The sequence below is a fragment of the Gluconobacter sp. R75690 genome (genome assembly GCF_015244525.1).
GTDB classification, from domain to species: Bacteria; Pseudomonadota; Alphaproteobacteria; order Acetobacterales; family Acetobacteraceae; genus Gluconobacter; species Gluconobacter potus.
Window position 1 is genome coordinate 177,361 of the sequence record NZ_JABCQB010000005.1, and the last position, 14,408, is coordinate 191,768.

Annotated in this window: 11 protein-coding genes; 10 read left to right on the forward strand and 1 reads right to left on the reverse strand. The window is 60.2% G+C overall.

Annotated elements, in window-relative coordinates:
- The first annotated feature begins 29 nt into the window (after positions 1-29).
- The 4 genes from minC (at position 30) to HKD27_RS08090 (ending at position 2,426) form a co-directional block, all read left to right on the forward strand.
- Positions 30-758: a septum site-determining protein MinC gene (gene minC, locus HKD27_RS08075; protein WP_194689113.1), complete on the forward strand. Its 729-nt coding sequence runs from the start codon at positions 30-32 to the stop codon at positions 756-758.
- A 148-nt stretch (positions 759-906) separates the two neighbouring features.
- Entirely contained in the window at positions 907-1,719 is an 813-nt protein-coding gene (minD, locus tag HKD27_RS08080; protein WP_041110869.1) for a septum site-determining protein MinD, read from the forward strand.
- Positions 1,720-1,723: 4 nt separating this feature from the next.
- Complete coding sequence (gene minE / locus HKD27_RS08085; protein ID WP_062496080.1) at positions 1,724-2,002, forward strand: cell division topological specificity factor MinE; 279 nt, start codon at positions 1,724-1,726, stop codon at positions 2,000-2,002.
- Complete coding sequence (locus HKD27_RS08090) at positions 1,887-2,426, forward strand: YidB family protein (protein ID WP_408872035.1); 540 nt, start codon at positions 1,887-1,889, stop codon at positions 2,424-2,426. The genes minE and HKD27_RS08090 overlap by 116 nt, the downstream gene beginning before the upstream one ends.
- A gap of 78 nt (positions 2,427-2,504) precedes the next feature.
- On the opposite strand, the gene HKD27_RS08095 is transcribed toward HKD27_RS08090, so the two are convergent.
- Entirely contained in the window at positions 2,505-3,701 is a 1,197-nt protein-coding gene (locus HKD27_RS08095) for an SMP-30/gluconolactonase/LRE family protein (RefSeq protein ID WP_062496076.1), read from the reverse strand.
- 259 nt (positions 3,702-3,960) lie between these two features.
- Here HKD27_RS08095 and HKD27_RS08100 point away from each other — a divergent pair, with 259 nt between their 5' ends.
- From HKD27_RS08100 to holA, 6 genes are all read left to right on the forward strand, one after another.
- On the forward strand, positions 3,961-6,384 hold the full coding sequence (locus HKD27_RS08100; protein ID WP_194689200.1) for a TonB-dependent siderophore receptor: 2,424 nt from the start codon (positions 3,961-3,963) through the stop codon (positions 6,382-6,384).
- A 927-nt stretch (positions 6,385-7,311) separates the two neighbouring features.
- A complete protein-coding gene (locus tag HKD27_RS08105; RefSeq protein WP_194689114.1) occupies positions 7,312-9,420 on the forward strand; it encodes a hypothetical protein in 2,109 nt (702 codons plus the stop codon).
- Between the two features lie 135 nt (positions 9,421-9,555).
- A complete protein-coding gene (locus HKD27_RS08110; RefSeq protein ID WP_228120134.1) occupies positions 9,556-10,074 on the forward strand; it encodes a DUF3576 domain-containing protein in 519 nt (172 codons plus the stop codon).
- A gap of 7 nt (positions 10,075-10,081) precedes the next feature.
- Positions 10,082-12,679 carry a leucine--tRNA ligase gene (leuS, locus tag HKD27_RS08115; RefSeq protein ID WP_194689115.1) on the forward strand — a complete coding sequence of 866 codons (2,598 nt, stop codon included), beginning with the start codon at positions 10,082-10,084 and terminating at the stop codon, positions 12,677-12,679.
- Positions 12,679-13,350 carry a hypothetical protein gene (locus HKD27_RS08120; protein WP_062496065.1) on the forward strand — a complete coding sequence of 224 codons (672 nt, stop codon included), beginning with the start codon at positions 12,679-12,681 and terminating at the stop codon, positions 13,348-13,350. Before leuS ends, HKD27_RS08120 begins: the two co-directional genes overlap by 1 nt.
- Before the next feature lie 3 nt (positions 13,351-13,353).
- A complete protein-coding gene (gene holA, locus HKD27_RS08125) occupies positions 13,354-14,355 on the forward strand; it encodes a DNA polymerase III subunit delta (protein WP_194263630.1) in 1,002 nt (333 codons plus the stop codon).
- Positions 14,356-14,408: the final 53 nt, after the last annotated feature.

Here is a 14,408-nt window from a genome sequence, read left to right on the forward strand (position 1 = left end):
TGCCCGACACAGGTCCGACGATTTTCACGATGCCCGATCCCGTTTCCGCACCCTCTTCGAACACCCCCATGCGCATCCGTGCACGCGGCCGCTCTTTCCTTGCACTCGTCCTGTCTCCCGAGGCACCTCTTCCCGCGTGGCTGGAAGGTCTCGACTACCAGATCGCGCGTTCAGGCGGGCTTTTCACCGGAAAACCGGTCATTCTGGACCTCGGCCTCCTCAGCGAAACCACGCCGGGCCTGACGACTCTTCTGGATGATATCCGAAGCCGCGGTGTCCGGGTCATCGGCATCGAGGGCGGGAGCCGTCACTGGCCGGCGGTGGCACACTGGGACTGGCCGGAGACGCTCGACGGTGGGCGCCCGGCCGGGGAAGTCGAGATTCCGGAAGATCCGGCCGTGAGCGCCGCGGCACCGGTTTCCAGTAGCGGAACACTCATCATCGAGCAGACCGTCCGCTCGGGGCAGAGCATCCAGCACATGCAGGGCGACGTGATCATCCTCGGATCGGTCTCGTCCGGCGCGGAGATCGTGGCTGCGGGGTCCATTCATGTATACGGAACCTTGCGGGGCCGGGCGATCGCCGGAGTGGGCGGACAGTCCCAGAGCCGGATTTTCGCAAGCCGGATGCTGGCCGAACTGCTGGCTCTCGACGGGTATTATGCCGTGACTGAAGACATCGATCCCGCGATCCTCGGGCAGGCCGCGCAGGCCACCCTGGACGAGGACCGCGTTCGGGTTCTCCCCCTGACGGCGTAAACTGAACTGTGAATTGATGGGGCCTGCCACGAAAGCGCCCCTATTCGCAGGTTGCCGCAGGGTATAAAACTTTCATAGAATGGGAAACCGGTTGCGGTAACCCGTCACAGGCAACCGCAGACCGCAAAGACGTTTTTTTGGAGTATTCATGGCCAAGGTTCTGGTTGTCACTTCCGGCAAGGGTGGCGTCGGCAAGACGACATCGACCGCCGCGCTCGGCGCCGCTCTCGCTCAGAGCGGGCAGAATGTCGTGGTGGTTGATTTCGATGTCGGCCTTCGGAACCTCGATCTGGTCATGGGCGCCGAACGCCGGGTGGTTTTCGATCTCATCAACGTCGTGCAGGGCGATGCCCGCCTGTCGCAGGCCCTTATCCGGGACAAGCGCTGCGAAACCCTGTCCATCCTCCCCGCTTCCCAGACCCGTGACAAGGACGCGCTGACCTCCGAGGGTGTAGCCCGCGTGATGGATGAGCTTCGCGAGAAGTTCGACTGGGTCATCTGCGACAGCCCGGCCGGGATCGAGCGTGGCGCGCAGCTGGCCATGTATCACGCCGACATGGCCGTGATCGTGACCAATCCGGAAGTCAGCTCGGTCCGTGACTCCGACCGGATCATCGGCCTGCTCGACAGCAAGACCCAGAAGGCCGAACAGGGCGAGAAAGTCGAGAAGCATCTGCTCCTGACGCGCTATGACCCTGCCCGCGCCGCGCGCAAGGAAATGCTGAGCGTCGAAGACGTTCTCGAAATCCTGTCCATTCCGCTGCTCGGCATCGTGCCCGAAAGCGAGGATGTGCTGAAGTCTTCCAATGTCGGTGCGCCCGTCACGCTGGCCGCACCCACAAGCCTTCCTGCCCGCGCCTATTTCGAAGCAGCCCGTCGCCTGAGCGGCGAGAAGCTCGAGGTCTCGGTTCCAGTCGAGAAGCGCGGTTTCTTTGACTGGCTTTTCAAGAGGGACGCATGAGTTCATGAGTTTTCTCTCAAACATCTTCGCCCGGCGCCAGCAGTCCAGCAGCGTCGCCAAGGACCGTCTGCAGATCCTGCTTGCGCATGAGCGCGGTGCGGGTGAGGCCGGTGAGTCCGATCTGATCCGCCAGCTTCACAAGGAGATCATGGAAGTCATCGCGCGTCATGTCGCCGTCGACCAGGACAAGGTCCAGATCAAGGTGGACCGTGGCAGCGGCTGCTCCATGCTCGAAATCGACGTCGAGGTTCCGCAGCAGCTCAGCGGCAAACGGGTCTCGTAACCCTGACCACCAGATACCCGACGGCGGCCGGAGTGCCGCGTCTGAAAGAAATGGAAGAACACGGATGAGCGGCTTTCTCGGAAACCTCATGAACCAGGCTGTCGGCGCCATCGGCGGACAGCTGGGCGAAAAGTTTGGCGGCAGCATTGGCGATTTCCTCAAGGGAGATGGCCTGAACATGCTTATCAGCCAGGCCCAGAGCGCTGGCCTGACCGACAAGATCCAGTCCTGGATCGGCCATGGCGAGAACCTGCCCATTACGGCGGATGAACTGCGCAGCCTCCTGACGGATCAGCAGATCCAGACGATCGTCGCCAAGACAGGCCTTCCCGCTGGCACAATCCTGCCCGCACTGGCTCAGCTTCTTCCCGCTGCCGTCGACAAGCACACGCCTGAGGGCCAGGCTCCGTCAACGACGGCCTGAGCTACCCCTCTAGCATTCAATACCTGTAAAAAAGAAAGCCCCGGTGGAGGTTCCGCCGGGGCTTTTTCGTATCGGGGCTCAGGATTTCTGCCCCAGCGGCAACGCATCATAAGGCTGCGACTGCTCGATCGGAAAACGAATCAGAAGATAGGGCGTGACCCTGCGATCGGTGCCGCCATTGAACGACGCCAGCCGGTTCCACTGCCCGAACGTGCAGTAGACATGATCCGCGGTTGCAAAAATCCCGTCCGGTGAGAGGGCACGCGGATCCCGGAGCATCATTTTGAACGATCCATCCGGGTCGCGCCGCAGGATGCAGTCGTGCTCGTAATTTGTCGTATAGAGCCGGTTCTGGTCATCCAGGGCCAGACCATCCGCCACGCCCTTCTCGCCTTCATCACGGATTGCGGGGCCCAGTACGGCATCGTCCGACGCCGGATCTGCGAGAAGATCCACGGACAAGCTATACAGGCGGCGGCTGGTCAGGGGCGCAAAATAGAGACGTTTTTCGTCCTTCGTCAGCGCGATCCCATCCACGCCGCCTGAGACCAACTGCGGATGACCGGGGATATAGCGGCGGGGCTCGCCTTCCACGATGGCCAGAAATCCGGTTTCCGGAAGGATTGCGGGATGCGTCGTCAGCACGCGACGGGCCTGCTGGGTCGCGACATCAACGATCACCAGTCCGGGGCTTGTTCCGAATGATGAATCGGTCACGAAGACCGTCCCCTGCGCCCCATGGGACAGCGACACCCGCAGGTCGTTCATGTGACTGTCCGGCAGAAGCACCGGCGCCTTGAGGATGATCTTGTGCGCGACCCGGTTTGTTGCCGGATCGATGCAGACGATCTTCGCTGCCCCCGGCTGCAGGGGATGTCCGGCGCGCTTGCCGTCATCAATCACCCAGAGCCTGCCGTTCCGATCCATGGTCATGCCGTGAACGGAAACAAGACACTCTGCCGGAACATTCCCCGGGAGACTCATTTCGGCACTGGGATAAGGCACGACCTTCCCACCGACCAGTTCGCCGAGAGTTGCTCCCTTATGATCCACGGCATGGCGTGGAAAACCGACAAAAATTCTGCCATTCGGGAGAACCACGATCCCCGAGGGGCCAGGGCCATCGAATTCGGCAACAATATCAAGCTCCCCGTAAGGCCCTGTGCCGTTATCCTCGTTTCCAGCTGCGCGCGCCTGAGCAACCGGCAGCGCTGCAGAAACTGCGAGAGACGCTGGGGCCGCCGATGCTGCCCGCAGGAAATGACGTCGCTTCATGCACAAACTCTCCGGAATCCATTTGCAAGACACACCGTTTCCATAACGCCCCAAGCGTGTAAGGAACGCCACAGCCCCTACAAAATGTGATCGACATTTTTCCTGAACCGGAAAATTATGTTGACGTTCCGCAAATACGAAACGATTTTGTGTTTCGTATAAATTACTAACTTATTGCGTGGTAAAAGTGCTGACCCAGCTTTCCCTTCGTCATGTAACCCTTCTGGGGACTTCCCTTCTTGGCTCTACATTTGTCCTGATGATGGACGAAGGCCGCGCTGCGACAACGCAATCCGTTCCGGTTCAGCACAAACAGACCCATGCAACCCCTCCGTCCCGGAAGGCCACTTCCCGGCCGGTCCCGAAACCGCCGGTGGAAGTGGCGGGGGGCAGTGAAGCGGTCGTTGTGACGGGGACGCGTGAGTTCGGCAAGAAGGCGCGGGATTCGATCGCTCCTGTCGACATCGTGACGAATCGCCAGCTGACAGGTACAGGCCAGCCCACACTCCGCGACTCCCTGGCGCTGTTGCTGCCATCCCTCACCGTTCCCACAGGCGGTTTTGATGCGGGTGCCCTGACCGACACGATTTCGCTCCGCGGGCTCAACCCCAACGAAACGCTCGTTCTGGTGGACGGCAAGCGGCGCCATACCACGGCGAATATCTATGCGGATGGCGGCCCGGCGCAGGGGTCAACGCCTGTCGATATCGACATGATCCCCATGTCCATGATCGACCATATCGAAGTTCTGCGTGACGGTGCGTCCGCCCAGTACGGTTCAGACGCGATTGCAGGCGTGGTCAACATCATCCTGAAGAAGCAGAACCATGGTCTGACCATGCGCTCGAACACAGGAATCACGAGCGAAGGCGATGGTTTCCAGCAGGGCGTGTTCATCGACGGCGGCCTGAATCTGAACAATCGCGGTTTCGTTCATATCGGCGGCGATTTCGTTCATCAGGACCATACGGTCCGGTCCGGGGCGGACAACCGGACCAACACCTATGTCAATCAGCTTCTCGGGCAGCCCGAGCAGACCCGTGAGAGCGTCGCTATCAATGCCGGCTACGACATCACTGACAACGTGCAGGCCTATGCCAGCGCGACCTATGCGCACCGGCATGCGGAATCATATCAGAATTACCGCCTGCCTTCCACGCTCGCCAGCTATCCCGGCTATGCCTCAATCTACCCTTACGGCTATGCGCCCATCGAAGCCCTGAACGAGGACGACTACGAATTGACGGCCGGCTTCAGGGGGACACTGGCGGGCTGGCACTGGGATGTTTCATCGGTCTTCGGACGGGACTACGATGCCTTCGATACCGAGAGCTCAACAAATGTGGGCCTGTACACCGCCACGGGGCAGACCCCGACATCCTTCGCAGCACAGTCCTATAACGACACGCAGTGGACGAACAGCGTCGACCTGAGCCGCAAGTTCCGCACCTCCTTCTGGCCTTATGCCATCAACGTCGCTGGTGGTGCGTCCTATCGTTACGAGGCCTATGCCATCGGCACAGGCTCTCCGGCGAGCTACACCTATTCCAGCTCGGACGGCTTTCCCGGCACCAACCCGGCCAATGCGGGCAAATGGTCCCGTGACGTTGCGGCGGGCTATCTCGACATCTCAACGAACCTGATGAAGCACTGGCAGATCGATCTGGCTGGCCGCGTCGAGCATTACACGGATGTCGGCAACACCAAGACCGGCAAGATCTCGACCCGTTACGATTTCAGCCCACGCTTTGCGATCCGCGGCACATTCAGCAATGGCTTCCATGCGCCGACGCTCGCGCAGGAGCATTATTCCGCACTCTCCGTCTCTCCAACGGCTGCCAGCGGCATCATTGCGGCGAACTCCGCTGGCGCGCTCGCCAACGGCGCCTCGACCCTGAAGCCGGAATCGTCCACGAGTGCCGAAGGCGGCATCATCGTCGAACCGATCAAGAAGCTGCACGTTACCGTCGACGTGTATCAGATCGACCTGCGCGACCGGATCATGCCCGGGGGTACGATCTACGGATCGCAGGCCTACAGCGCACTCCAGGCTGACGGCTTCAACCTGCCGGCAGGATCTGAAAACTGGACTGGAAGCCAGCTCGCCACGCACTGGTTTGCCAATGTCGCCAACACCCGGACACAGGGTCTCGATCTGACGGCGACCTATCCGACCGATTTCGGTCGTTATGGTCATGCGGACTGGGATGTCGCGATCAACCTGAATCGCACGCGCCTGCGCCATCAGGCGACCAGCACAACCGGCGCGGCCCTCCTGAACGCCCAGTATATCGCCTACCTCACCACGGCGTATCCCCGCAGCAAGATCATCTTCGGTGGGACCTGGCATTCTGCCCGGAACAAATGGGCGGTCTCCGTCCATGAAATCCGCTATGGCGAGACAACGTCCCAACTCACCTACTATACAGGGCCATATACCTATTCCACGAGCCACTTCCTGGAGTTCCAGAATGTGCCGAAATGGACGACGAACGCCTCCGTTACCTACAACATCACGCCCAAATGGAGCGCCACGATTGGCGGGAACAACATCTTCGCCAAATTTCCGTCCGTCGTTCCTGAAGGGAACCGTTATCTCGGTGTGCCCAAATATTACATGAGCACATCCCAGCTCGGCATGAGTGGCGGGTATTATTACCTGGATGTTTCAGCACGCTTCTGAGCGCTGAACACAGCGAGGTGATGGAGACATCATCTCGCTTTAGGTGACCATCTGCCCGGAGGTCTCCCCACCCGGACAACCGCAAGGCCTGCTGCGGGAAGAACCCGCGTCCCCTGACCTGCGGGGGCAAGAAATGTGGTTCTGGAAATATTGTGTTTGTTGGTGTCCGCGAGAGGATTCGAACCTCCGGCCCCAGGATTCATACCACTTCGGTTTTCACCGCCATGCCCGCAAGCATGTTCGTGGTCTGGACTGTCTCTTCACCATGGCCAGAACGCCAAGGTGTCGCCCGTACAGTCTCTACACCTTCTTACCGGCACGCCGGAAAGCTTGGCTCGGGATTGGCACGATCGAGACGATCAGAGCGTTCCCCGAATTTGAGCGAATCCACCATGCGGTTTCCCATCATGGCGCCCAATTCAAAACCTTAGGAATCCTGTGCTCTATCCTGCTGAGCTACGCGGACAAACACGTCTCTCGTATCGCAGTTATGGTATCGCTGCAACCGTATCTGCGCCATATAAGTCAGTGGAAGACGTCAGGAATTCTTCATCCAAACCGGCAACATCAGGGAAAACAGGAAAATCGAAACCCTCGACAGGGCATATCGTCGGGGATGAAGATTACACGCCCTGTTTATGCTATCTAAACTTTTTCTGGTTAGTCTTTTAAGCAAGGCTTCTGCTACGGCCTTGCACGACACCTCTTTTCCATCAAAAAGGTGATCTGTTTTCTGGTAGTACCAAATCCTGAGTAGGATAGAGCGCATTCGCAGCTGGCATCCTACATAATACCTTTTTGTAGAGGTCTTGCAGGTTTGACTGGGTTGAGAATTGCCATGATCCGCGTTGCTTATAATGACATACTGAAACGGTTTGGAACTTCTGTCCTTTTCGACAGGAGATGCTGATCGTGGAGGCGGCGAAGATGATGGACAGTTCATCCCGTCATATCCGCGAGACCGACCCCACCCTTCTGCGCGTGCGACTGATCGGGCAGATGGAAGCAAGAACTCTCACAGGCGAGAGCGTGCTTCCGGTAGGGGGCAAGACACGGGCCCTTCTGGCTATTCTGGCTCTTTCTGACCGGAAACCTGTCCTTCGCTCCCGGCTGGCGGAACTGCTATGGAGCAAACGCCCTGAAGAGATGGCGCGCGCATCTCTGCGGCAGGAAATTCACCGTCTTCTGGATGCGCTGAGTCCGCTAGGCGTGGACGTCATTGATGTCCAGCGGCACTCACTGGCCCTGAAGCCGGCTCTCACTTCGGTGGATGCCGAGAGGCTGCTCACAGTCAGTGTCCGGACGATCGACAGCGTGACCCTGCCTGACGAACCGCTGCTCGGAGAGCTGGCAGGGGTGGATCCGGCGCTGGACGAATGGCTTGTCCAGCAGAGGGAGCGCCTCTCAACACATCTCCAGCAGGTTTATGAAAATGCCGTCCGGGAATTGACAGATCCGGATCAGGTCGAGGACGTGGCTGAACGCCTGTTGAAGTTTGACGATCTGAATGAAGTTGCCTGGCGTGCCAGAGTTCAGATGGCCCTGCATCGTGGTGACAAGGGTCGGGCAGCCGCACTCGCTGACCAGATGACACATCTTTTCGGAGACGCCGAAGGACATATCCTTACTCCGGCAACACAGGCGCTGATCAAGAGCATTCCAACTGAAAGCTTCGGCAAGGATCTGGACCGGGACTTCTCCCAGGCAGGTCTGGCTACCCGAGTCCCTGAAGCGTCTTTCACAGCTCCGGTGATGCGCCCGGATCCGATGCTTGCCCTGCCGTTGCATTACGCCTCACAACATCCGGCTGCGGCAGAACCCCGGAAAATCACGCTGGTTTTCCTGACCCCGTTTTCTGCGAATGAAACGCTTGCAGAACAGGGCCAGCGCCTGCGGGATCAACTGGAACTCATGTTCGTCAACATGGGGATTTTCGACATCCTTGCACTCCCCGAAACCTCCCTGCCCGACCCTGTGAGTGCGGCCGCGGTCTATCGGAACTGGGGCATGGATTACATCATTTCCGGGAATCTGCGGGCAGGTCCTGATGGTGCCAAAAACCGACTGATCCTCCGCGTTCTGGACGCGCGGCGCGGGGGAGTCATCATATGGGGAACGCATTACGATTTCCCACATTCCGGTCCGGATACCGCAAAAAACAGCCTTCTGGCACCTGCCCAGGCAATGCAGTGGAGCATCTTTGTCACCGAAGCCCGGCGCATTGCGACCCGACCGGATGCAGAACTTTCAGCACTTGGAATGGCGCTACGGGCTTTCATGCTGCTCCTGCGGCATGATTCTTCGCTTTTCGACAGAATTGGATCTCTGCTGGAACGCGCCAGCGATCTTGACGGGGACGACGGTGCGATTGCACTCATTGATGCCCTGCACTGCTATATCCGCTTCCTGAATGAATGGAGCCCTGAAGCCAAAGCTGTTTTTGCCCGAGGTCTTCGCAGCGTTCGTACCGCCATTGCGCTGATGCCGGATCTGCATGCAGTCGAAGTTCTTCTCGCCGCGTATCTGATGCACGAGCCTGCCATGCACAGTACGGCTCTCTCGGTTGCCCAGTCCGCGGCTGAGGGAATCTTGCGGATCGAGGGGCTTCACAAGGATTCTCCTGATCTTCTGATGGCGGAGATTGTTCTGGCCCTGCTGGGTGGGGAGACGAAGGCGGCAGCCGGAAAGGTGAAGCTACTGCTGGAAAACGGGTATCGCTCACAGTTGCTTGAACTGCTGCGCCCAGTTTTCATGATGGTCCTGTTGCTAGGGGAAGACTATCAGGAAGTAATCTCGATGGGTCGGTTGTCATCCGGTCTTTATCCATCCTGCCCGAGTTCTCTGGTTTATTATCTCATCGCCCTGATTGAAATGGGCGACTGTGCCGAAGAGGCGCATCAGGTCTGTCGTCACCTTCTTCGTCTGGTACCGGATCTGACCATTTCCAGAGCAATCGACCGCTTTCCTTTCGGGGGGAAGACACTGCAAACGAGACTGGCTGAAGCGCTGAGAAAGGCCGGCGTGGCCGAAGGATAAGAACATCTTCCTTCAGGTGCTTGGCCTCTTGCCGCCGGCACGATATGAACACTCAAACAGAAGTTGCCGGCTGCAGGCCTCGCCAGTCTGCATCCTTGCTTGTGACCGGCCCTGGCGCGGCCCGCAGGACCACACATGATGTCTCGCATCCAGTTGACCGTTCTTCGCCCCCTACACCGACCGACAACCCGGCTTGCCCTGGGATTTCTGGCGCTCAGCGCTCTTGCCGCCTGTGGCAGCGGGCGTGACCCCAGCACCCTGACCGCGCCCCGCAATCATCTTCTCGGTGTGGATCGCGGTGCCGAAGGTGGCGCTGACGAGCTTCGCGGTGGTGTGAACGCCTATCTGTGGCGCGGAGCGATCGACACCCTGTCCTTCATGCCGCTGGCCTCTGCCGATGCCGTGGGCGGTGTCATCCTGACCGACTGGTATCAGCCGTCCTCCAGCCAGAACGAGCGGTTCAAGATTGCGGCCTATGTGCTGGACCGTCGCCTGCGTTCGGACGCTCTGCGGGTCTCCGTGTTCCGGCAGGTTCTGCAGGATGGCCAGTGGGAAGACACCCCCGTTTCCGCCACCACCACTTCCGATATTACTACCCGTATCCTGACCCGCGCACGTCAACTGCGTGCCGAAAATGGCGAGCGGGACAACTGAGTCAGACATGAGCGATACCACAGCCCCCGCATTCGATTTCCAGAACCGCGAACCGTTCTGGCAGAACGAATGGAAGCGGCGGAATACCTTTGCGGTTCCGGATGTTCCCCCGGCCGATCGTCCGAAATACTATGTGCTGGAGATGTTCCCGTACCCGTCGGGGCAGCTTCATGTCGGACATGTCCGAAACTACACGCTCGGGGATGTGGTCGCGCGCTACAAGCGGGCCCGTGGGTTCGCTGTCATGCACCCCATGGGGTGGGACGCGTTCGGTCTGCCGGCAGAAAATGCCGCCCGTGAACGCAATGTCCATCCTGGCAAGTGGACGATGGACAACATTGCCACCATGCGGGGTACGCTGCAGCGTCTGGGGTTCTCGCTGGACTGGGACCGTGAGATCGCGACCTGCCTGCCGGAATATTACGGCAAGCAGCAGAAGCTGTTCACCGACATGCTGGCCGCCGGCCTGGTCGAGCGGCGGGATTCTCTGGTCAACTGGGATCCGGTCGATGAGACGGTTCTCGCGAACGAGCAGGTCGTGGACGGGCGCGGGTGGCGCTCGGGAGCGCTGATCGAGAAGAAGAAGCTCTCCCAGTGGTTCCTGAAAATCACGAAATTCGCTCAGCCCCTGCTTGATGATCTGAAGACGCTTGATCGCTGGCCCGAACGCGTCCGGACGATGCAGGAGCGCTGGATCGGCCGTTCGGAAGGCGCCCGGGTCCGCTTTGCACTGCATCAGCCGCCCGCAGGCTATGACGAGGATCTCGACAGCGTCGAAGTCTTCACGACGCGTCCCGACACCCTGTTCGGCCTGAGCTTCATCGGAATTTCGGCAGAACATCCGCTGGCCCGCAAGGTTGCGGAAAGCAACCCGCAGGCCGCTGCCTTCATTGAGGAATGCCGCCGTCTCGGAACATCCGAGGAAGTGATCGAAGCTGCCGAAAAGCGCGGGTTCGACACGGGTCTGCGGGTGGCCAACCCGCTTGATCCCGAAAAGACGGCGCCTGTGTGGATCGCCAATTTCGTCCTGATGGACTATGGTACCGGCGCTGTTTTCGGCTGCCCGTGCGGCGATCAGCGCGATCTCGACTTTGCCCGCAAGTACGACCTGCCGGTTCCGCAGGTTCTGCTGCCTCCGGGGCAGGATGCCGAGACCTTTGTCCTGGGCAAGAAGGCGGTTTCGGGTGATGCGACCCTGTTCAATTCGGGTTTCCTGGATGGGCTGGATCCTGCTGCGGCGCGGACGAAAGTCATTGAGCGCCTTGAAGGTCTGGGGGCTGGCAAGGGCGTCGTGAACTGGCGCCTGCGCGACTGGGGCATTTCACGGCAGCGCTACTGGGGCTGCCCCATTCCCATTATCCATTGCGATACCTGCGGCCCGGTTCCGGTGCCGGATGAGCAGCTTCCCGTCATCCTGCCGGAAGACGTGACATTTGATCGTCCCGGTAATCCGCTCGATCACCATCCGACCTGGAAGCACGTCAACTGCCCGCATTGCGGCAAGCCTGCGGTTCGTGAGACCGATACGTTCGACACGTTCGTTGACAGTTCCTGGTATTTCGCCCGCTTCACCAGCCCGCATGCTGAAACCCCGACGGTTCCGGCGGCGGCGAATGGCTGGCTGCCGGTGGACCAGTATATCGGCGGCATCGAGCATGCGATCCTGCATCTGCTCTATGCGCGTTTCTTCACCCGCGCGATGCATGAAACCGGGCATCTGGATGTGGACGAGCCGTTTGCCGGTCTCTTCACCCAGGGCATGGTGACGCATGAGAGCTACCGGGACGACAGCGGCTGGCTGTATCCCGAAGAGGTCGAGCGGCAGGGCGATCAGGTCGTGCGCCGTGAGACGGGAACGCCGGTTCAGGTCGGCCGCTCGGAAAAGATGTCCAAGTCCAAGCGCAACACGGTGTCTCCGGTCGACATCATCGAGCGTTATGGCGCGGATACGGCCCGCTGGTTCGTTCTCTCCGACAGCCCGCCGGAGAGGGACATGGAATGGACAGCCGCAGGTGTTGCCGCTGCTGCACGCTTTGGCCAGAGACTGCATCGTCTCGTGGCTTCCGTGGCCGCACGGGATGCCGCCGACAGTGCGCATGGTGCAGCGGGGGATGACCTGCGTCGTGTCACGCACCGGACCATTGCCGCCGTCGGTGAAGCTCTCGAAGCCTTCACGCCGAATGTTGCCGTGGCCCGCCTGCATGAGCTGACCTCGGCTTTGGCGGATGCGGAGCGCATCGAAGGCGCTGGTATTGCCGCTGCGCGCCGTGAGGCGGCCCGCGTGCTGTGTCTGCTGACGGCTCCGATGATGCCCCATCTTGCGGAAGACATGATGGCGGTTCTGGAACCGGGCAGTGCACTTGTTGTGGAGCGTCCCTGGCCGGAAGCCGAAGAAAAATGGCTGGCCGTGCAGAGTGTGACGATCGGTGTACAGATCCTTGGCAAGCTGCGCGGAACTATCGAGGTTCCTCCCAATGCGCCGAAGGAAGAGGTGCTGGCCGCAGCGAAGAGCGAGCCGAACGTGGCCCGTCTGCTTGAAGGAAAACGGCTGGTGAAGGAAATCCATGTTCCGAACCGGATCGTCAATTTCGTGGTGGCGGGCTGATGTCTGACCGGCGCGGCGCCTTTCTGCTCACGGCTTTCCTTCTGCTGGGGGGGTGTGGTTTTTCCCCCCTCTATGGAAAGCTGACCCCGAAAACCGACATGTCGGAAGAGTTGGCACAGATTTATGTGGACAACATTCCGGGGCGTTATGGCCAGGAACTCCGTCTGGCCCTGCAGAAAAACCTGGCCGGCGCCGGGCCGGAAGATCCTCATAAATACATGCTGAAAGTCTCTTCCGGCATGAATGAGGAAGCGGTCGACATCCATCAGGACAATACGTCCGGCCGCACCCGGAGCACGGGCTCGGCGCACTGGGTGCTAATCACGGTCGAACAGAATCCGCGCCTGCTGGCGCAGGGAGATGCGACGACGCTGGATGGTTTTAACACCACGTTCGAGCAGTATTTCGCCCAGACGCTGAATGATGAAACGCTTCAGGCACGCGTCTCGGATACGCTGGCGCAGACCATGACGCAGCAGATCGCGATCTGGTTCCGCAATCACAACATGCCCGAGAAAGCCGCGCCGGATGAACTGCCGCGCTATCTGAACACGGACCGCATGCCGGATGACAACGGCAATGCCGCCACCGACCGGACAGGTGTCGATGGCTTCCCGGCTTCCGCAACGGGCCGTCTGTCCAGAAGCACGACCAGCACGTCTGCGCAGTAAGTGGTGAAGATCGACGCACGAAGCATCAGTCGGACACTGGCCGATGCCGGGTCTTGGCGGGCCATCGTGCTTCATGGCGAAGATACGGGTCTTATTCGTGAGCGTGCCGCGCAGGCGGTCAGGCTGGTGGCCGGGACGACGGATGATCCGTTCCAGGTGGCTCAGCTGGATCGGGAAACGCAGGACCGGCTTGAAGAAGAGGCCACGGCGCTTTCCCTGATCGGCGGGCGACGGGTGGTCTGGGTGCGTGAGGGTCAGGACAGTCTGGCCCCTCTGTTCAAGCGGGTGCTTGAAACCGACACGGAAACGCTGATCGTTATCGAGGCTCCGGGAATTACGGCGCGCTCGAAACTGCGTGCGCTCGCCGAAGCCCACAAGCAGGTCGCGTCCATCGCCTGTTATCCCGAAGAAGGACGCGCCCTCTCCCAGACCGTGACGGATGCTCTCGGTCAGGCCGGTGTGACGATCGACCGCGATGCCCTGAGCTGGCTGATGGGCGTGCTTGGCTCCGACCGCAGTGGCGTGCGGGGCGAAATCGAAAAACTTGTTCTGTATGCGGGCGAAAATGGCCGTCTCGATCTACAGGCCGTTCAGGACTGTGTCGGCGATGCGGGCGGCAATTCTTTGGAAGACGCCGCTTTTTCCGCGCTGTGCGGAAACCGCATGATGGCCGATCAGGCTCTTGAACGGGCGCTGGCCGATGGTGCCAACCCCGTAGCCGTTGCGCGGACCGTTCTGGGCGTTCTGGTGCGACTTCAGAAGGTTGCGCAGGGCGTGCAGGATGGTCAGGGGCGGGCCGAGTCCATGAAGACGCTCAGGCCCCCCGTATTCTTCAAGCGGACGGCGGCTTTCAATCAGGCGCTTGACCGGTGGCCTCTTGCGGCACTGGCAGCGGCGGCCCGGGAAACGCAGGCGTTCGAACTGGCCTGCAAGCAGAGCGCATCCCCCGACATGGCGTTGTGCAGGCGGCACATCGCCTCTCTGTGCACCGTCAGGAAGGCCTGAACCATTCGGGCAGGAATGGGGATGAGTAATTTTCCTCTATTTCCGATCCTGCA

Coding starts and splice junctions, on each gene's coding strand:
- minC (WP_194689113.1), top strand. CDS start 30: ATGCCCGATCCCGTTTCCGCACCCTCTTCGAACACCCCCATGCGCATC.
- minD (WP_041110869.1), top strand. CDS start 907: ATGGCCAAGGTTCTGGTTGTCACTTCCGGCAAGGGTGGCGTCGGCAAG.
- minE (WP_062496080.1), top strand. CDS start 1,724: ATGAGTTTTCTCTCAAACATCTTCGCCCGGCGCCAGCAGTCCAGCAGC.
- HKD27_RS08090 (WP_408872035.1), top strand. CDS start 1,887: ATGTCGCCGTCGACCAGGACAAGGTCCAGATCAAGGTGGACCGTGGCA.
- HKD27_RS08095 (WP_062496076.1), bottom strand. CDS start 3,701: ATGAAGCGACGTCATTTCCTGCGGGCAGCATCGGCGGCCCCAGCGTCT.
- HKD27_RS08100 (WP_194689200.1), top strand. CDS start 3,961: ATGATGGACGAAGGCCGCGCTGCGACAACGCAATCCGTTCCGGTTCAG.
- HKD27_RS08105 (WP_194689114.1), top strand. CDS start 7,312: ATGATGGACAGTTCATCCCGTCATATCCGCGAGACCGACCCCACCCTT.
- HKD27_RS08110 (WP_228120134.1), top strand. CDS start 9,556: ATGATGTCTCGCATCCAGTTGACCGTTCTTCGCCCCCTACACCGACCG.
- leuS (WP_194689115.1), top strand. CDS start 10,082: ATGAGCGATACCACAGCCCCCGCATTCGATTTCCAGAACCGCGAACCG.
- HKD27_RS08120 (WP_062496065.1), top strand. CDS start 12,679: ATGTCTGACCGGCGCGGCGCCTTTCTGCTCACGGCTTTCCTTCTGCTG.